This window comes from Streptomyces sp. SAS_270 (genome assembly GCF_052543295.1).
The window spans coordinates 1-18,612 of record NZ_JBMNDS010000063.1 but is presented as its reverse complement, the minus strand read 5'-3'; the positions used below and the strand labels follow the sequence as shown (position 1 = coordinate 18,612).

At 71.8% G+C, this 18,612-nt stretch carries 15 protein-coding genes and 1 tRNA gene; 10 read left to right on the top strand and 6 right to left on the bottom strand.

What is annotated here, in order from left to right; translation table 11 throughout:
* Position 1: 1 nt before the first annotated feature.
* Together ACN6LB_RS32415 and ACN6LB_RS32410 are read right to left on the bottom strand one after the other, a co-directional pair.
* Positions 2-3,877, bottom strand: coding sequence for a Pls/PosA family non-ribosomal peptide synthetase (locus ACN6LB_RS32415; protein ID WP_445028951.1), 3,876 nt, complete (start codon positions 3,875-3,877; stop codon positions 2-4).
* 291 nt (positions 3,878-4,168) lie between these two features.
* Positions 4,169-4,253, bottom strand: a tRNA-Leu gene (locus ACN6LB_RS32410).
* 188 nt (positions 4,254-4,441) lie between these two features.
* Between ACN6LB_RS32410 and ACN6LB_RS32405 the strand changes: the two genes are divergently transcribed.
* The 3 genes from ACN6LB_RS32405 to ACN6LB_RS32395 all read left to right on the top strand — a co-directional run bounded on the left by ACN6LB_RS32405 (position 4,442) and on the right by ACN6LB_RS32395 (position 7,176).
* On the top strand, positions 4,442-5,767 hold the full coding sequence (locus ACN6LB_RS32405; protein ID WP_356149576.1) for a M20/M25/M40 family metallo-hydrolase: 1,326 nt from the start codon (positions 4,442-4,444) through the stop codon (positions 5,765-5,767).
* A 182-nt stretch (positions 5,768-5,949) separates the two neighbouring features.
* Complete coding sequence (gene chpH, locus ACN6LB_RS32400) at positions 5,950-6,183, top strand: chaplin ChpH (protein ID WP_200700911.1); 234 nt, start codon at positions 5,950-5,952, stop codon at positions 6,181-6,183.
* Positions 6,184-6,369: 186 nt separating this feature from the next.
* On the top strand, positions 6,370-7,176 hold the full coding sequence (locus tag ACN6LB_RS32395) for a chaplin family protein (protein WP_445028950.1): 807 nt from the start codon (positions 6,370-6,372) through the stop codon (positions 7,174-7,176).
* Between the two features lie 119 nt (positions 7,177-7,295).
* Here ACN6LB_RS32395 and ACN6LB_RS32390 read toward each other — a convergent pair whose 3' ends face one another.
* Positions 7,296-7,484: a DUF5703 family protein gene (locus ACN6LB_RS32390; protein ID WP_445028949.1), complete on the bottom strand. Its 189-nt coding sequence runs from the start codon at positions 7,482-7,484 to the stop codon at positions 7,296-7,298.
* A 47-nt stretch (positions 7,485-7,531) separates the two neighbouring features.
* Here ACN6LB_RS32390 and ACN6LB_RS32385 point away from each other — a divergent pair, with 47 nt between their 5' ends.
* Positions 7,532-8,248, top strand: coding sequence for a hypothetical protein (locus tag ACN6LB_RS32385; protein WP_445028948.1), 717 nt, complete (start codon positions 7,532-7,534; stop codon positions 8,246-8,248).
* Positions 8,249-8,360: 112 nt separating this feature from the next.
* Here ACN6LB_RS32385 and ACN6LB_RS32380 read toward each other — a convergent pair whose 3' ends face one another.
* Together ACN6LB_RS32380 and ACN6LB_RS32375 are read right to left on the bottom strand one after the other, a co-directional pair.
* Positions 8,361-10,649, bottom strand: a complete 2,289-nt coding sequence (locus ACN6LB_RS32380; protein ID WP_445028947.1) for a helix-hairpin-helix domain-containing protein — start codon at positions 10,647-10,649, stop codon at positions 8,361-8,363.
* Positions 10,646-11,629: an aldo/keto reductase gene (locus ACN6LB_RS32375; RefSeq protein ID WP_356147850.1), complete on the bottom strand. Its 984-nt coding sequence runs from the start codon at positions 11,627-11,629 to the stop codon at positions 10,646-10,648. Before ACN6LB_RS32375 ends, ACN6LB_RS32380 begins: the two co-directional genes overlap by 4 nt.
* Before the next feature lie 174 nt (positions 11,630-11,803).
* On the opposite strand from ACN6LB_RS32375, the gene ACN6LB_RS32370 reads away from it, so the two are divergent.
* Positions 11,804-12,859, top strand: a complete 1,056-nt coding sequence (locus ACN6LB_RS32370) for an LLM class F420-dependent oxidoreductase (RefSeq protein ID WP_445028946.1) — start codon at positions 11,804-11,806, stop codon at positions 12,857-12,859.
* 268 nt (positions 12,860-13,127) lie between these two features.
* Positions 13,128-13,916, top strand: a complete 789-nt coding sequence (locus tag ACN6LB_RS32365; protein WP_356147844.1) for a ferritin-like domain-containing protein — start codon at positions 13,128-13,130, stop codon at positions 13,914-13,916.
* Between the two features lie 28 nt (positions 13,917-13,944).
* Here ACN6LB_RS32365 and corA read toward each other — a convergent pair whose 3' ends face one another.
* The gene (gene corA, locus ACN6LB_RS32360) at positions 13,945-14,943 is read right to left on the bottom strand and encodes a magnesium/cobalt transporter CorA (RefSeq protein ID WP_445028945.1); all 999 of its coding nucleotides are present in this window, start codon (positions 14,941-14,943) and stop codon (positions 13,945-13,947) included.
* Positions 14,944-15,005: 62 nt separating this feature from the next.
* On the opposite strand from corA, the gene ACN6LB_RS32355 reads away from it, so the two are divergent.
* The 4 genes from ACN6LB_RS32355 (at position 15,006) to mshC (ending at position 18,537) form a co-directional block, all read left to right on the top strand.
* Positions 15,006-15,692, top strand: a complete 687-nt coding sequence (locus ACN6LB_RS32355; protein WP_356147837.1) for a histidine phosphatase family protein — start codon at positions 15,006-15,008, stop codon at positions 15,690-15,692.
* Between the two features lie 121 nt (positions 15,693-15,813).
* Positions 15,814-16,404 (top strand): DUF3090 domain-containing protein, encoded by a 591-nt coding sequence (locus tag ACN6LB_RS32350; RefSeq protein ID WP_356147835.1) that lies wholly within the window; start codon positions 15,814-15,816, stop codon positions 16,402-16,404.
* Positions 16,368-17,186, top strand: a complete 819-nt coding sequence (locus ACN6LB_RS32345; protein ID WP_445028944.1) for an SCO1664 family protein — start codon at positions 16,368-16,370, stop codon at positions 17,184-17,186. The genes ACN6LB_RS32350 and ACN6LB_RS32345 overlap by 37 nt, the downstream gene beginning before the upstream one ends.
* A 121-nt stretch (positions 17,187-17,307) precedes the next feature.
* Complete coding sequence (mshC, locus tag ACN6LB_RS32340; RefSeq protein WP_445028943.1) at positions 17,308-18,537, top strand: cysteine--1-D-myo-inosityl 2-amino-2-deoxy-alpha-D-glucopyranoside ligase; 1,230 nt, start codon at positions 17,308-17,310, stop codon at positions 18,535-18,537.
* Positions 18,538-18,612: the final 75 nt, after the last annotated feature.

Genomic DNA, 18,612 nt, shown 5'->3' with positions numbered 1-18,612 from the left:
CCTAGGAACGCCACGCTTCGATCGGGTTGCCCAGCCAGCGGGTGTCGTCGGGAACCGACTCCGCCGCCATGACGAGCGATGCGGGACCCAGGGTGGAGCGGGCGCCGACGGTGCTGCCGGGCAGGACGATTCCGCCAGGGCCCAGCGTCGCGCCCTCACGGAGGACCACAGTATCCGTCCGCAAGATCCGGTCGTGGAAGAGGTGGGTCTGCAGCACGCAGCCGCGGTTCACGGTCGCCGCGTCCTCCAGGGTCACCAGGTCGCTCTCCGGCAGCCAGTAGCTCTCCACCCAGGTGCCCCTGCCGATCCGGGCGCCGAGCCCGCGCAGCCACGCCGTCATCAGCGGCGTTCCCGGCACCGCGCCGGCCAGCCACGGCACCGCGACGACCTCCACGAAGGTGTCGGCCAGCTCGTTGCGCCACACGAAACCGCTCCACAGCGGGTGCTCGCCCGCCCGGTGCCGCCCCACCAGCAGCCACTTCGCCACGATCGACAGCCCGCACGCGAGGACACCCACGGCCAGCAGGACGAACCCGGCCAGCAGCGGCGCCCACCCGCCGAGCACGCTGAGCGCGGCCACCGTCAGCACCGCCAGGGCCGCCGAGCAGAACACCGGCACGATCCGGCACAGCTCGACCAGACCGCGCGCCCACAGCAGCCGCGCCGGCGGGTCGTACGTACGGCTCTGGTCGCCGTCCGACGCCGCACGCGGCAGCTTCACCGGCGGCAGCCCCAGATACGAGCTGCCCTTCTTCGCCTTCTTCGGCGTCGCGGACAGCACCCCCACCAGACCGCCGTCCGGGACGCTGCGCCCGGGCGCGGTCATCCCCGAGTTGCCGAGGAAGGCCCGCCGCCCGATCTCGGCCCGCCCGATCCGCAGCCAGCCCCCGCCGAGCTCGTACGGCGCGGTCAGTGTGTCGTCCGCGAGGAACGCGCCCTCGCCGACCGTGGTCAGGCTGGGCAGGGCGAGCACGGTGGACACCTCGGCGCCCCGCCCGATCCTCATCCCGAGCAGCCGCAGCCACACCGGCGTGATCAGCCCGGCGTACAGCGGGAACAGCGTCTCGCGGGAGCGGTCCATCAACTGCGTGACCGTCCAGGCCTGCCAGCCGATCCGGCTGTGCGTCGCATGGGCGCCGGTCCGCAGACCCAGACTGAGCAGCCGTACGGCGATCAGGAGCAGCATTGCGTACGCCAGCCCGAAGGCGAGCGTCGCCGGAACCAGCGCGAGCGCGGCACCCCGCAGCGCCTCGCCCATACCGGCGTCCGGACCCACGAACAGGCTCACCACCAGCAGCGCGGCCAGCGCGGCGACCACGGGCAGCGCGCTCAGCGCGAAGCCGGTCGCGCCGTACATCGCCCGCCAGTACGTGCCGCGCCGCGGCCGGTCCTTGGGCCACGCGCGCTTGGCCTTGCCCAGCTTGACGGCGGGCGCCCCGGCCCAGCGCTGACCGGTGGGCACCTGCCCGACGACGGCGGAGCCCGGTGCCACCTCGGCCCGCTTGCCCACCCGCGCACCCGGGAACAGGATGCTGCGGGTGCCGACCACCGCGCCGGCCCCCACCTTCACCGCACCGATCTCCAGCCGGTCGCCGTCCAGCCAGTGGCCGGACAGGTCCACCTCGGACTCGACGGCCGCGCCCCGGCCCAGCTTCAGCAGCCCCGTGACCGGCGGCAGCGAGTGCAGATCCACATCGGGGCCGATCTTGGCACCCAGGGCCCGCGCGTACCGCTCCAGCCAGGACCCGGTCAGTGAGGTCGCGCCGCTGAACTCGGCCAGCCGCTCGGCCGTCCACAGCCGCAGGTGCACGCTTCCGCCACGCGGATAGCGGCCCGGCCGCACGTTCCTGAGGAGCAGCCGCGCACCGCCGGCCGCGATCGCCAGCCGCCCGGGCGGGCTGAACAGCAGCAGCGCCCCGGCGCCCACGAGCCACCACGACGCGGTCGGCGCCCACGGATACGGGCCGAACCAGTGCAGTACGTTGCCCAGCGCGGCCAGCGCCACCGTCCAGCGCAGCCCCATCAGGGTGAACAGCGGAACGAGCAGGAGCAGCTGGACGGCCTTGGCGCGCAGCGGGACCGGCGCGACGATCCGCTCGGCGCCGTCGTCCTGCGCGGACTTCTCCAGGTGCCGGGCCAGCTTGCGCAGCACCGGCTGCTGGTAGATGTCGAGGACGGCCGCGCTCGGGTAGCGGGTGCGCAGCCGGGTGGTGAGCTGGGCGGCGGCCAGGCTGCTGCCGCCGATCGCGAAGAAGTCGTCGCGCGCCCCGGACACCGGGATGCCGAGCACCTCGCTCCACTGCTCGGCGAGCCACGCCTCCGTCCCGTACAGCTGCTCGGCGGGACCGCTCGTCTCCAGGTCGGGCAGCGGCCACGGCAGGGCGGCCCGGTCGACCTTGCCGGAGGTCCGCGTCGGCAGGTCCCCCACCGGGGCGAGCAGCGGGACCAGGGCGGCGGGCAGCTCGGCACGCAGCTTCTCGACGGCGCTGGCGTGGTCCCAGCCGTCCTGGGTGACGACATAGCCGACGAGCAGCTGGTTGCCGCCGCGGGCGGTGCGCACGGCGGCGGCCGCCCCAGCGACCCCGGGCAGCGCCTGAAGGGCGGCGTCCACCTCGCCCAGCTCGATCCGGCGGCCGCCGAGCTTGATCTGCTCGTCGGCCCGGCCCAGGAAGATCAGCCCCTCCGGCTCGGCCTTGACGAGGTCGCCGCTGCGGTAGGCGCGCTCCCAGCCGAGGGACTCCAGCGGCGCGTACTTCTCGGCGTCCTTCTCCGGGTCGAGATAGCGGGCCAGGCCCACCCCGCCGATCACGAGCTGTCCACTGGCGCCCATCGGCACCGGCTCCCCGGACTCGTCGACGACGGCCAGCTCCCAGCCGTTGAGCGGCAGCCCGATCCGGATCGGCTCCTCACCGGTCATCAGCGAGGCGCAGGCGACCACGGTGGCCTCGGTCGGCCCGTAGGTGTTCCACACCTCGCGCCCCTCGGTCACCAGGCGCTGCACCAGCTCGGGCGGACAGGCCTCGCCGCCGAAGATCAGCAGCCGGACGTCGTTGAGCGTCTCGGGCTCCCACAGGGCGGCGAGCGTCGGCACCGTGGACACGACGCTGATCTCCTGCTCCACCAGCCAGGGGCCCAGGTCGGCGCCGCTGCGCACCTGGGAGCGCGGCACGGGGACCAGACAGGCGCCGTAGCGCCAGGCCAGCCACATCTCCTCGCAGGACGCGTCGAAGGCCACCGAGAGACCCGCCATGACCCTGTCACCCGGACCGATGGGGTCCTCGGTCAGGAACAGCCCGGCCTCGGCGTCCACGAACGCGGCGGCGCTGCGGTGACTCACCGCGACACCCTTGGGCTTCCCGGTGGAACCGGAGGTGAAGATGATCCACGCGTCGTGCTCGGTGCCCGGGCGGGCGGCCGGTGTCTCACTGCGGCCCAGCACGGTCAGCTCGTGCCCGGCCCCGACGACCGCGCGGACCTCCGCCTCGCCGAACACCAGCTCGGCCCGCTCGTCCGGGTCCTCGGCGTCCACCGGCACATAGGCGGCGCCGGCCGCCAGTACGGCGAGGATGGCGACGTACAGCTCGTTGGTGCCCGACGGGACGCGCACGCCGACCCGGTCGCCGAGCCCGACCCCCGCCGACGCCAGCCGACGCCGCAGCGCCTCGACCTCGACGGCCAGCGCACGGTAGGTGAGCGGAGTGGTCCCGTCGTCCAGGGCGAGCTCGCCGGGGTAGGACCGCACGGACGCCTCGAAGACGTCGACGAGCGTGCGCGGAGAGGCCGTCGACCCGGCGCGGAAGCGCGCGACATCGCCGAACGGGTCGGTCAGTTCACCATCGAGCAGGCTGAGATCGGGGCTCTCGTGCAGGGCGGCCATCGGATCCTCGTGTCTCGACCCGGAGCACCCGGGGCGCCGGGCGGGCCCACAGGTCTGCCTGGGGATGTTCCGCGACGACTCCGAACAAACCCAATACTTTAGTACCGGAGTGACTACGGCCTGTCGTGAAGGCCAAGTCCGAGCAACCGCGGGGCGACTTGGGGATGCGTGGTCGTATGCCCTGAGCTGAGGCTTTACCGGTCTGAGGAGAGGTGCGCCACACTTTGCGCACGATCTGCGCACAACGAGTGAGGGCCGCGACCAGTGGTCGCGGCCCTCACTCCTTCAGTGTGTCCGAGGGGGGACTTGAACCCCCACGCCCGATAAAGGGCACTAGCACCTCAAGCTAGCGCGTCTGCCATTCCGCCACCCGGACAAGGTGTCTGTCGCGCGGGGTTTCCCTCGCGGCGACAGAGGAAACATTACCAGGCTTTCGAGGACCCCCTGATCACCCCCTGTGCCGACGTGAACGGCGTGTGACGGGCCGGGTCCTGCCTTGGGGAGGGCCGGGGATCGGAGAGAGGATGAGGGGGACCACCAGCAGTGACAGTGGGAGGAAGCAGCGTGAGCGAGTCGAGCACGACCAGGGGCGTCTCCGGCGAGGACGAGGTCGTGGACCTCTGTCGCGAGCTGATCCGTATCGACACCAGCAACTACGGCGACCACTCCGGGCCGGGTGAGCGCAAGGCCGCCGAGTACGTGGCCGAAAAACTTGCCGAGGTCGGCCTCGAACCGAAGATCTTCGAGTCGCACCAGGGCCGCGCCTCCACGGTCGCCCGCATCGAGGGCGAGGACCGCTCGCGGCCCGCGCTGCTCATCCACGGTCACACCGACGTCGTACCGGCCAACGCCGCGGACTGGACCCACGACCCCTTCTCGGGCGAGATCGCGGACGGCTGTGTGTGGGGCCGGGGCGCCGTCGACATGAAGGACATGGACGCGATGACCCTCGCGGTCGTCCGCGACCGGATGCGCAGTGGGCGCAAGCCCCCGCGCGACATCGTGCTCGCCTTCCTCGCCGACGAGGAGGCGGGCGGCACCTGGGGTGCACGGCACCTGGTCGACAAGCACCCGGACCTCTTCGAGGGGGTCACGGAGGCGATCGGCGAGGTCGGCGGGTTCTCCTTCACGGTCAACGAGAAGCTGCGGCTGTATCTCGTGGAGACCGCGCAGAAGGGCATGCACTGGATGAAGCTGACCGTGGACGGCACCGCCGGACACGGTTCGATGATCCACAAGGACAACGCCATCACCGAGCTGTCCGAGGCCGTCGGCCGGCTCGGGCGGCACAAGTTCCCGGTCCGCGTCACCAAGACGCTGCGGCACTTCCTCGACGAGCTGGGCGACGCGCTCGGCACCGAGCTCGACCCGGAGAACATGGACGCGACGCTCGCCAAGCTCGGCGGCATCGCCAAGCTCATCGGCGCCTCCCTCCAGAACACCGCCAACCCGACACAGCTGGGCGCGGGTTACAAGGTCAACGTGATCCCGGGCCAGGCGACCGCGCATGTCGACGGGCGGTATCTGCCGGGATACGAGGAGGAGTTCCTCGCCGACCTCGACCGGATCCTCGGACCGAACGTGAAGCGCGAGGACGTGCACGGCGACAAGGCGCTGGAGACCACCTTCGACGGCGCGCTCGTCGACGCGATGCAGACAGCGCTGGTGGCCGAGGACCCGATCGCGCGTGCGGTGCCGTACATGCTCTCGGCCGGCACCGACGCCAAGTCCTTCGCCGACCTCGGAATCCGCTGCTTCGGTTTCGCGCCGCTGAAGCTGCCGCCGGAGCTGGACTTCGCGGGCATGTTCCACGGGGTCGACGAGCGGGTGCCGGTGGATGCGCTGAAGTTCGGTGTGCGCGTGCTCGACCGCTTCATCGAGGCGTCCTGAAATCAGGCCGTGAAAGCGCGTCCTGAATTGCTCCGGTGAAACGAAACTCCAGTATTCGCCAGTCTGTGCGGGTCCCACTGAGAAGAGTGAATCCGACCATAAGCTCGTAGCTCCATTACTCCCTCCTCGTTACAGGTGGTGCGGTCCGAGGGTTTGGATCGCTTTGCCAACAAGGAGGAATAATGATCAAGAAGGTCGTCGCCGCTGCGGCTGCCACTGGTGGCCTGGTTCTCGCGGGTGCGGGCCTGGCTGTCGCCGATGCGGGTGCTCAGGGTGCCGCCGTGCACTCCCCGGGTGTCGCTTCCGGCAATGTCATCCAGGTGCCCGTTCACGTCCCGGTGAACGTCTGCGGCAACACGGTCTCCGTGATCGGGCTGCTGAACCCCGCCTTCGGCAACACCTGCATCAACAAGTGACGTTGTGCCTCACCCCATGAGGGTCTTTCCCTGAGGGGAATTCCCATCGGGGTCTGAGTCGGTCGGCTCCGGAGTGCGCGCCATGCGCTCCGGGGCCGACCGGCTTTCGGCGCACGCGCAGGGGGTGCGTGCGTTTTCCGGGCGGTCCGCCCATGCGGACTGAGGGACGAAGGCAGGAAATCAGTTATGCGACAGGTCACCCGCAAGGGCCTGATGACGGTGGCGGCCGCGACCGGCGTCATCGCCGCCGCCGGCGGCTACGCACACGCCGACTCGGGCGCGAGCGGCTCCAGTTCGGATTCACCCGGCGTGCTGTCGGGCAACACGGTGCAGGCGCCGGTGCACGCGCCGGTCAACGTCTGCGGCAACACCGTGAACGTCGTCGGACTGCTCAACCCGGCGGCGGGCAACAAGTGCGTCAACCGCGGCGGCGGCAGCAGCGGCGGTTACGGCGCACCGTCCGGCGGCGGGTCCCACGCCGGCGGGCACGCCAGTGACTCGCCGGGGGTCGGCTCCGGCAACCACGCGGAGGTGCCGGTCGACGTGCCGGTCAACGTCTGCGGCAACAGCGTCAACGTGGGGGGACTCGGCAACGGGACCACGGGCAACGCGTGCGGGAACGGCGGAGGCGCCGGCGGCGGCCACTCCACCACGCCTCCGGGCGGCGGTCACCAGACGCCGCCTCCGGGCCACCCCGACCAGCCGGGCAACCCGGATCAGCCCGGCAATCCGGGCAACCCGGACCACCCGGGCAAGCCGGGGAACCCGGAGCACCCCGGCAACCCGGGCACGCCGCCCTCCTCGGGCGACGAGCACCCGGGCGGCTCCTCGGGCGTCAACCACCCGGGGACGCAGTCCGTCACCCAGCCGCTGGGCAGTGCGCAGCTCGCCCACACCGGCAGTGACCTGCCGCTCGGTCTGGTGCTGCCGGCGGGAGCGGGCGCACTGCTCGCGGGCGCCGTGCTCTACCGCCGGGCGCGGTCGGCGGCGTAGCCCACGGGCAGAAGGGACAAGCCCCCGCAGAGGTGGGCACAGCGCCGCATACTTCCCCTGCGGCGTGCCAGACGGAGCGGGGCCCGCCTCGGCGGGGCCCGCTCCGTTTCAGCCTTTCCTCACCAGGTGGCGCGCACCTGGCGGATGATCCGCCGGCGCAGCCGCACCTTGCGGCTGCCGTCGGCATGCAGGCTGAGGCGGTCCAACTCCCAGTGTCCGTACTCCGCATGGTCCGTCAGCAGGCGTGTCGTTTCCTTGCGGGAGACCCCGCGCGGTACGTACACGTCGACAAATTCGTATTCCGGCATCGCATCTATTGTGCGGGCAGAGGCCGTGTACGGATAGCGTCTGCCCTATGTCTGATGCTGTGCAGCCCACCGCTGCCGAGGTACGTGCCGCCGCCGAGGCGGTCAAGACCGCGCTCGACCGCCACCTGGCGGCGGTCGAGCGCAGGTCGGGCGATGACGACCCGGCCGTCTACGAGGCGTTCAACGAGCTGGCCGCGGCGGCCGAGGAGTACGACGAACTTCTCTACGACCGCTACGACGAGGTCACACCCTTCGAGATCCCTGGTTCGGAAGACACCCTGCCGCCCTACACGGGCCCGGAGGAGCCGAACGCGCTGAGCGTGCTGATCCGCCGGGACTACGCGGTGGTGGAGCCGCAGCGCCTGCTGGCCCAGGCCCAGCGGGTGGAGGCCGCCGAGGACGAGGGCGTGGTGGGTGAGGACGTCGAGGCGTCCGGCACGGTCCACGGGGCGCTCGGCGTCCTGTTCGGCGAGTTCGAACCGGACGAGATCGCCTCCCGGCACAAGGAGTTCGGCCTGGAGGAGGGCGACTCCACGCTCTGGGTCACGGCCGCGGACGAACCGGCTGATCCCGGCGAGTGGCTGGAGTCCCCGTTCGAGCAGACCGACCCGCAGCGCGTGATCTGCCGCTTCGACGTCAGCGCGGTCTTCGACGACGACGCGGAGGACGACCTCGACGAGGACGACGACCTCGTCCCCGGCCCCGCGCTCGACGGAGATCTGGACGACGACAGCGATCTTGAACCGTTGGACGCTGATCGCTGATCGCTGATCGCTGAACTTGATCGCCGATCGCTGAAAGGTGATCACTGAGAACGCATGAGGTGGCGGCCACCGGGACTCCGGTGACCGCCACCTTCGCGTGTGAGCCGACGGCTCAACCGGCCGCCGGGACCTGCGCCTTGAGCAGGACCGGCAGACGGGTGGTGCGCGGCTTCTGGGGGACCTCCGCCACCGCCCGCGGGAGGGCCTGCTCCACCCCGTGCACGATGGAGAGATGGCGCTCGGCGCGGCCGAAGGCCGTGTAGACCCAGGGCCGGGTCAGGGCCTGCGCGGCGTCGCCGGGGAGCACCACGACCGCGGCGGGCAGCCGCAGGCCCACCGCCTGGTGCGCGGTGAGGGCCCAGCCGTGCCGCACCGACTGCTCCACCCGCTCCTTCGCCACGACGACGGGGGCGCCCGCGCACTCCAGGTGCAGTCCGTCGGCGTCGGCCTTCAGCACCTGCCCCGGCACCGTACGGCCAGGGGCGGGGGAGTAGGCGATCCGGTCGCCCGGGTCGAAGCCGCCGAAGCGGCCGGGGCCGGGGTTCAGCCGTTCCTTGAGGGCCGCGTTCAGCGCGCGCGTACCGGCCGCGCCGCCGTGCCCCGGCGTGATCACCTGTGTCTGCTCGGCGGGGATGCCGAACGCGCGCGGCACCGAGTCCGCGACGAGCTGCACCGTGCGGTGCACGGCCTCCCCGGCGTCCCGCACCGGGACGATCACGACCTCCTTGCCGGGCGCCTCGACCTGGTTCAGCTCGCCGATGCCGATGCCGGAGACCAGTTCGCCGATGGGCCCCGGGTCGGGCGTCCGCGAGGCCACCTGCGGGAAGACCCGCGCGGCGAGCAGATCGGCGAAGACCCGTCCCGGACCCGCGGACCACAGCACGCCCGGGTCGCCGCTGAGCACCAGCCGGGACCCGTCCGCCAGGGACTCGGCGAGCAGGGCCGCCGTCTCGACATCGAGCTGCGGGGCGTCCAGCACGACCAGGAGGTCAAGGGCGAACGCCCCGTCCGCGTCCCGGCCCGGCCCTTCGGTCCCGGAGAGCAGAGCGGCGACCGTGGTCACCGCGGCATCGAGCGCCTCGCCCTCGGTGCCGGTCTCGCTCTCGGTGCCGGTCTCGTCCGCGGCGCCCGTCGACTCCCGTGCTGCCGCGACCAGTTCCGCGAACCGGCGCTGTCCGTCCGCGGTGTGCGCGGCCGCGTACGCCCGCAAGCCCAGTGCGCGGGCCGCCGCGACCAGCGCCGCCGGTTCCGCGCGGGCCGCCTCGCCGCCGGTGTGCAGCACCAGGCCGTGACCGGCGACCGTGCGCATCAGCTCCGCGGTGGAACCGGTGGCCGACTCGGCGGCCCGGGCCCAGTCGGGCGCGTCCTCCTTCGGCAGTGCGTTGACCACCCGGGCGAGGCCGTCGGCGAGGCTCTCCTCGGCGAGGGCGTACCGCTCCAGACCGATGAGAACGCGGACCGGCTGCTCCTCGGGCTCCGCCGTCTCCTCCTGCGCCTCCTCCCGCGCCGGCGCGGCAGGCGCGGTCGTCTCAAGAGCGTCCTGGAAGACCAGGGCCTCGCCCTCCGCGAGCGCGCCCTGCACGGCCGTGTCGGGGTCCGGCACCGAGCGCTGCGCGAGCGCCGCGGTGAGCGCCGGGGCGTCGAGAGCGGTGTGCCCGGCGAGGGCCGCCTGCTCAAGGAGCCAGACGGTGAGGGCCCGGCCGCGCCGCTCGTCGTCCGGGCCGCACTCCGCGCCGAGCAGCGCCCGCGCGAACCCGTCGGCCTGCTCCGGCCGCACCGCCGAGATCCGCAGCAACTGCCAGGGGTCCTCCCGCAGTTGCCCGTCCGCGTCCTCGCCGAGGACGGCGACGACCTGCGGCGCGAGCGCGTCGGGCGCCCCGCCCTCGGTCAGTACCGCGCGTACGGCGTCGAGGGCCTCAGGTGCCACGGGCGAGGGCGCGGCGGGCGTCGCGACCACGGGCTCCGGCCGCCGCACAGGTTCGGGGACCGTCCTGCGAGGTGCGGGCGCGGGCTCGCGGAAGGCGGTGGCCGGCGGCTTGGCGCCGCTCTCCACGGCGCGTACCGCGGCGAGCAGGTCGGCGGCCGTTCCGCTGAGCTTGCCGCCGGCCTCGACGGGGCCCTGCTTCTCGGCCTTGCGCTGCGCGATCCGCTCCCGCAGCTCCCGCTGGGCCGCCAACTCGGCCTGTGCCTCGGAGAGTTCCGCGGGGGCTGCGGCCTCGGTGGTTTCGGCGGTTTCCGTTGCTTCGCCGGTTTCGTCGGCGGCACCGGCCTCGCCGCCGTCCCCGTCCTCGCTGTCGGGCGCCGTTTCCTCGGTGGTCCCGGTCTCCGGCGCGCCGTCCTGCGCACCGGCCCCCGGGGTCCCCGGCTCCGCTTCCTCCGTGGTCTCGGGCTCCGTGGTCACAGCGTGCTCCAGTCGTGATCGGGATAGTGGTGCACGGGTGCCGACACGTCGTCGAGCGCCCGGCAGATCTCGTCAGGAAGACTAAGGGTCTCCACTGACAATGCGGCCGTGAGCTGCTGCGCGTTGCGCGCGCCGATGATGGGGGCGGCGACTCCGGGGCGGTCGCGGACCCAGGCGAGCGCCACTTGGATCGGCGTCACCGCCAGGCCGTCCGCCGCGGTCGTCACGGCGTCCACGATGCTGCTCGCCGCGTCGTCGAGGTACGGCGCGACGAAGGGGGCCAGGTGCTCGGAGCCGCCCCGGGAGTCGGCGGGCGTCCCGCCCCGGTACTTGCCGGTGAGCACACCGCGACCGAGCGGCGAGGAGGGCAGCAGGCCGACGCCCAGGTCGAGGGCGGCGGGCAGCACCTCCCGCTCCACACCGCGCTGGAGCAGCGAGTACTCCATCTGCGTACTGGCCAGACGGGTGCGCACGCCGGGCGCCGCGAGCTGCCAGGTGGCCGCCTTGGCGAGCTGCCAGCCGCAGAAGTTGGACACGCCCGCGTAGCGCGCGCGGCCGCTGCTGACAGCGATGTCGAGTGCCTGGAGCGTCTCGTCCAGCGGCGTGCCCGGATCGAAGGCGTGCACGTGCCACAGGTCGACGTAGTCCGTGCCGAGCCGGGCGAGCGAGGCGTCGAGCGCGGAGAGCAGATGCCCGCGCGAGCCGTCGAAGCGGCGGTCGGGGTCCGGTACGCTCCCCGCCTTCGTCGAGATGACCAGGTCCCGGCGCGGCACGAGCCCTTCTATGAGCTGTCCGAGCAGATACTCGGCCTCCCCGTCGCCGTACACGTCCGCGGTGTCGACGAGGGTTCCGCCCGCTTCCCAGAACACCTTCAACAGCTCCGCGGCGTCGTGCTCGCCGGTGTCCCGCCCCCATGTCAGCGTGCCGAGTCCGATCCGGGACACACGCAGGCCGGTACGGCCGAGATGCCTCTGCTCCATGGACGCCGAGATTACTGGCCGGAACTCGGTACGTGGGGGCCCTGTGGACAACCTGGATCACCAGGACCTGCCGACGCGGGTCCTGTGCGCCGAAACCCTTCCCTGCCACGCTGTCCACCGGCGCGCTAGTGTCTCCGGCACAAGGGACGTTACTGATCGGTAAGGGGATCGGCCATGCAGCTCGGGATCAACCTCGGCTACTGGGGTGCCGGAATGGACGCGGACAACCTGGCCGTCGCCCAGGAGGCCGACCGGCTCGGCTACGCCGTCTGCTGGGCCGCGGAGGCCTACGGCTCCGACGCGGCCACGGTGCTCACCTGGGTCGCCGCCCAGACGGAGCGCATCGACGTCGGCTCGGCCATCTTCCAGATCCCGGCCCGCCAGCCGGCGATGACCGCGATGACCGCAGCGACCCTCGACTCCCTGTCGGGCGGCCGCTTCCGCCTCGGCCTCGGCGTGTCCGGGCCGCAGGTCTCCGAGGGCTGGTACGGCGTCAAGTTCGACAAGCCGCTGGCCCGCACCCGCGAGTACGTCGAGATCGTCCGCAGGGCGATGACGCGCGAACGGCTGTCGTACGAGGGCGAGCACTGGACGCTGCCCCTGCCGGACGGCCCGGGCAAGCCGATCAAGCTGACCGTGCACCCGGAGCGCGAGCACATCCCGCTGTACATCGCCGCGATCGGCCCGAAGAACCTGGAGCAGACCGGCGAGATCGCCGACGGCGCCCTGCTGATCTTCCCCTCGGCCGAGCACATCGAGGACACCGCGCTCACCTACCTGCGCGCCGGCCGTGAGAAGGCCGGCAGGACCATGGAGGGCTTCGACGTCTGTCCGACGCTGCCGCTCGCGGTCGGCGCCGACAAGGACGTGACGGCGCTGGCCGACATGTTCCGCCCCTACACCGCCCTGTACGTCGGTGGAATGGGCAGCCGCAAGCAGAACTTCTACAACCAGCTCGCCCAGCGCATGGGATACGAGAAGGAAGCCGCCGAGATCCAGGACAAGTACCTGTCCGGCGACAAGGAGGGCGCGGCGGCCGCCGTCCCGCACACGCTGATCGACCAGACCACGCTCCTCGGCTCCGTCGACCGCATCGCCGACCGCATGAAGGCCTACGCGGCCGCCGGCGTCACCACGCTGACGCTGGCCCCGGCCGGCTTCACGCTCGACGACCGCATCGCCTCGCTCCGGGCGGGCTTCGAGGCCCTGGAGCGCGCCGGGCTGGCCTAGTTCCGACGCGACGGACGCGCACCATCCACAGGACGCGGGGGTGCGCGTCACCAGCGGGATTGAGGAGTTCTGCGGCCGTGGTGGGGGCTCGGGGGGTCTTCCCCGCCACGGCCGTCACGGAGAACAACGCGCAAGGTCCCGGTGGGTTACGCGCCGGAGCGTCCCTCGTCATCCTTCGTTTGGCGGATTTGTCGGACACATCGGTTGCCGCGCCCCTGACATCCCATTTGACTCGGTTTCTGCGGAACCCTGCATGGAGGTGCCAGTGATGCTTTCGGCCAAGAGTCTGTTCCAGGAGATCATCGACAACGACGAGTCGTTCCGGCTCTTCTGCTCCATCGCCGCCGGCGGGGAGACCCAGGGAGGCTGGGAGAACGCGCGGATCGCCGCCCTCGTCCCGCCGAGCGAACGGGAACTCGCGCCCAGGATCACCCGGCACGGCGCCGACGAGGACAAGCACGGGCGGATCTTCAACGCCCTCATGAAGAAGCGCGGCCTGCGCCCCGTCGAGGTCCCGGCGGACACCGACTACACGATGCTCCTGGAGCGGCGGGGAATCGGCCTCGCGCACGACAGGCTCAAGAGCGACGAGCCGCTCACCGTGCAGGACATCGTCACCTATCTGGCCCACAGCCGCGTCACCGAACAGCGCGCCTCCGAGCAGATGGACCTGTTGCGCAGGCACTTCGCCGATCACCCCGACATCGGCCGCGCGGTGCGGATGATCTCGAACGACGAGGACAACCACCTCGCGTACTGCCACGAGGAACTGCTGCGCCTCGCACAGGCCGGGCACGGCCGCCCCATCCAGCGGACCCTGCGCGAGTGCGCCCTCGCCGAGATCCGTGTCTACCGCGACGTCAGCCTCGCCGTGATGGACCACATGGGACGCATCCTCGGTTGGCCGAAACCCAAGGCGTCGGTCCTCGCCGCGGGCATCCACGCCGTCTACGCCTACGAGCGTGTCGCCGGATGGCGGCGGATGGTCTCGTTGAGGATGCCCGAGCGGCGCGACGCGCTCGGCGGCCCCGCGACCAGCGCCCCGGAGTTCGCCTAGGAAACCGCCACGCACGCGCGGCGGGTGACTACAGCCATCCCCGCCGCTTGAACAGCCGGTACAGGCCGACCTCCAGCACCACCATGGCGAGGATGACCACCGGATACGACCACTGCCAGTGCAGCTCCGGCATGTGTGTGAAGTTCATGCCGTAGATCCCGGCGATCATCGTGGGCACCGCGGCCATCGCCGCCCACGCCGAGATCTTCCGCATGTCGTCGTTCTGCCGGACGCTCATCTGCGCCAGATGCGCCGAGAGGACGTCCGAGACCAGCCGGTCCAGCCCCTCCACGGACTCGTTGACGCGCGTCAGATGGTCGCTGACGTCACGGAAGAAGGGCCGCGCGTCGTCGTGGACGAAGGGCACCGCCACGCCGGACTGAACCAGGCCCGCCAGCCGGGTCAGCGGTGGCCCGAGCGGGCCGGTGGCGCGGCGGAACTCCAGGATCTGCCGCTTGAACCTGTAGATCCGCGACGCGGTGTGCCGCGATCCGCCGCCGGTGGGGGAGAAGACCTCGGTCTCCAGCTCCTCCAGGTCGGTTCCCAGCTCGGTGGCCACGTCGAGGTAGTGGTCGACGATGGAGTCCGTGATCGAGTACATCACCCCCGTCGGCCCGTGCCGCAGCGTCTGCGGCTGCTCCTCCAGATGACGCCGGATGCTCCCGAGCGGCGCACCCTCGCCATGGCGCACGGTCACCACGAAGGAGTCGCCGACGAAGATCATCAGCTCTCCGGAGGTGACGGTGTCGCTGTTCGGCTCGTACGTCACCGGCTTGAGGACCATGAACAGCGAGTCGTCGTACACCTCCAGCTTGGGGCGCTGGTGTGCCTTCAGGGCGTCCTCGACGGCCAGCGGATGGAGCCCGAACTCCTCGGTGACCGTGTCGAACTCCTTCTCCGTCGGCTCGTAGAGGCCGATCCACAGAAAGCTGTCGCCGCGGGCGCGCGCCTCGGCCAGTGCGTCGGACAGGTCGTCGGGCCCCTCCGTCCGGCGGCCGTCGCGGTAGATGGCGCAGTCGACGATCACAGAGCGTATTCTCCCCTCGCCCACCCGGGAACGCATGCCGATGGGCGCCTACGCTGGGCCGCATGCCCACCCTGATCCTCGTCCGGCACGGACGCTCCACCGCCAACACCGCCGGACTGCTCGCCGGCTGGACCCCGGGCGTCGCCCTCGACGAGCGTGGCGCCGAGCAGGCCGCGGCGCTGCCCGGCCGCCTCGCCGCGCTGCCGATCTCCGAGGTCGTCACCAGTCCGCTGCAGCGCTGTCAGGAGACGCTGCGGCCGCTGCTCGACGCGCGTCCCGGGCTGCGCGTACACACCGACGAGCGCATCGGGGAGTGCCACTACGGCGACTGGTCCGGCCGCAAGCTCGCCGAGCTGATGGACGAGCCGCTGATGGGAGTCGTCCAGGCCCATCCGTCCGCGGCCGCGTTCCCCGGCGGTGAGTCGATGCGGGCCATGCAGACGCGGGCCGCCGAAGCGGTCCGCGAGTGGAACGCGCGCGTGGAGCGCGATCACGGCGGCGACGCCGTGTACCTCATGTGCTCGCACGGCGACATCATCAAGTCTCTGGTCGCGGACGCACTCGGACTTCATCTGGACCTCTTCCAGCGGATCTCTGTTGAACCGTGTTCCATCACCGCGATCCGTTACACACGACTGCGGCCGTTTCTCGTACGCCTCGGCGACACCGGCGACTTCGCTTCGCTGGCGCCGCGCGAGGAACCGCCGGCCGATGACGCCACGGTCGGGGGCGGTGCGGGCGCACCGTGATCGTCGACCGCAGTAGGGTGAAGCGGTCGAAGCAGCGCAGTAGTTGTCGCAAGTGTTGTCAGCAGCCGATGCGGGCCGACGCAGTCAGCCGGTTCGCATGTCGATTCAATGGAGACAGGACGTGTCCCGTCAGGTGTTCCTCTACGACCCCCCGGACCGTTTCGTCGCCGGTACGGTCGGGTTGCCCGGGCGCCGTACCTTCTTCCTGCAGGCCTCCTCGGGCCCCCGGGTGACCAGCGTGGCCCTGGAGAAGACCCAGGTCGCGGCGCTCGCGGAGCGTATGGACGAGCTTCTCGACGAGGTCGTACGGCGCACGGGCGGCATCGCTCCCGTCCCCGCCATGGCCCCGGCGGAGGTCTCCGACACCGCACCCCTGGAGGCCCCCGTGGAGGAGGAGTTCCGGGTCGGCACCATGGCGCTGGCCTGGGACGGTGACGAGCAGCGCATGATCGTCGAGGCGCAGGCCCTGGTGGAGCTCGACGCCGACTCCGAGGAGGACCTCGCCGAGGCCGAGGAAAGGCTCCTGCAGGACGAGGAGAACGGCCCGCCGATGCTCCGCGTCCGGCTCACCGGCGCGCAGGCACGGGCCTTCGCCAAGCGTGCCCTCGACGTCGTCAACGCAGGACGGCCGCCCTGCCCGCTGTGCAGCCTCCCGCTCGACCCGGAAGGACACGTATGTCCGCGCCAGAACGGATACCGCCGCGGAGCGTGACCACGGCCGAACTGCTCGCCAAGGGCGAGCTCAAGGTGCGCGGGCGGATCCGTGAGGCCTCGAACGCGGTGCTGTACTGCTCCGTCTCCTACGAGGGCCGCGACGCGTTCTGCGTGTACAAGCCCGTCGCCGGGGAGCGGCCCCTGTGGGACTTCCCCGACGGCACCCTGGCACAGCGCGAGGTCGCCGCGTACGAGGTGTCCGAGGCGATGGGCTGGGAGCTCGTGCCGCCCACCGTGCTGCGCGACGGACCCTACGGCGAGGGCATGTGCCAGCTCTGGATCGAGGCCGAACCCGACACCGGGCTGCTCGCCCTGGTGGACGGCGAGGAGCCCGAGGAGGGCTGGAAGGCGATCGGCTTCGCCGAAGTCGGCGAGGGACGGACCGCGCTGCTCGTGCACGCCGACGATCCACGGCTGCGCAGGCTCGCCGTGCTCGACGCGGTGATCAACAACGCCGACCGCAAGGGCGGGCACCTGCTGCCGGGGGACGAGGGACGGTTGTACGGGATCGACCACGGGGTCACCTTCAACGCCGAGAACAAGCTGCGGACACTGCTGTGGGGATGGGCGGGGGAGCCGCTGACCCCGGAGGCGGTCGCGACGCTCACCTCCCTGCGCGAGGGCCTCGCGGCCGGCGCACCGCTCGCCACCCGGCTGGCCGAACTCATCACCCCCGCCGAGATCGACGCCACGCGCGCGCGGGTCGCCGCGCTGCTCGCCTCGGGCACGCACCCGGAGCCCAGCGGGGAGTGGCCCGCGATTCCGTGGCCGCCGGTGTGACACGTCCGCCGGCGCCGTGAGCCTCGGACGCACGGCGGCAGGCAACGCGCAAGAGGGCGTTTCCAGCCGTCAGGGGTGGTCCGGTTCGTGTACGGAACATCCGTCCGGTTACGCTCATGACATGCATGCCTGGCCCGCTTCTGAGGTCCCCGCCCTGCCTGGTGAGGGCCGCGACCTCCGGATCCACGACACCGCGACCGGTGGGCTCGTCACCCTTGCCCCCGGTCCCGTCGCCCGTATCTACGTCTGCGGCATCACGCCGTACGACGCGACCCACATGGGTCACGCGGCGACCTACAACGCGTTCGACCTCGTGCAGCGCGTGTGGCTCGACACCAAGCGGCAGGTTCACTACGTCCAGAACGTGACCGACGTCGACGATCCGCTGCTGGAGCGGGCCGAGCGCGACGGTATCGACTGGGTCGCCCTCGCCGAGAAGGAGACCGTCCTCTTCCGCGAGGACATGACCGCCCTGCGGATGCTGCCGCCGCAGCACTACATCGGCGCCGTCGAGGCGATACCCGGCATCGTCCCGCTGGTCGAGCGACTGCGGGACGCGGGAGCGGCGTACGAGCTCGAAGGGGACGTGTACTTCTCCGTCGAGTCCGATCCGCACTTCGGGCAGGTGTCCCACCTGGACGCCGCCGCGATGCGCCTGCTGTCCGCCGAGCGCGGTGGCGACCCGGACCGCCCGGGCAAGAAGAACCCGCTCGACCCGATGCTCTGGATGGCCGCCCGTGCGGGCGAGCCCAGTTGGGACGGCGCCTCGCTCGGCCGGGGCCGCCCCGGCTGGCACATCGAGTGCGTGGCCATCGCCCTGGACCACCTGGGCATGGGCTTCGACGTGCAGGGCGGCGGCTCCGACCTCGCCTTCCCGCACCACGAGATGGGCGCCTCGCACGCGCAGGCGCTGACCGGCGAGTTCCCGATGGCCAAGGCGTACGTCCACGCCGGCATGGTGGCCCTCGACGGCGAGAAGATGTCGAAGTCCAAGGGCAACCTGGTCTTCGTCTCCAAGCTGCGCTACGACGGGATCGACCCGGCGGCCATACGGCTCGCGCTGCTCGCGCACCACTACCGGTCCGACTGGGAGTGGACGGACCAGGTCCTTCAGGACGCCGTCGCCCGTCTCGACGCCTGGCGCGCGGCCGTCTCCCGGCCCGACGGCCCCTCGGCGGACGCTCTCGTCGAGGAGATCCGCGAGGCCCTCTCGAACGACCTGGACGCGCCCGCCGCGCTCGCCGCGGTGGACCGCTGGGCGGTGCTCCAGGGCGCACAGGGCGGTACGGACGAGGGCGCTCCCGGCGTCGTATCGCGTGCCGTGGACGCTCTTCTGGGCGTCGCCCTGTAGTCGCCGCTCCCTGGCGAACCTCTTCGATCAGCCGGGGGGGGGGGGGGGGGGGGGGGGGGGGGGGGGGGGGGGGGG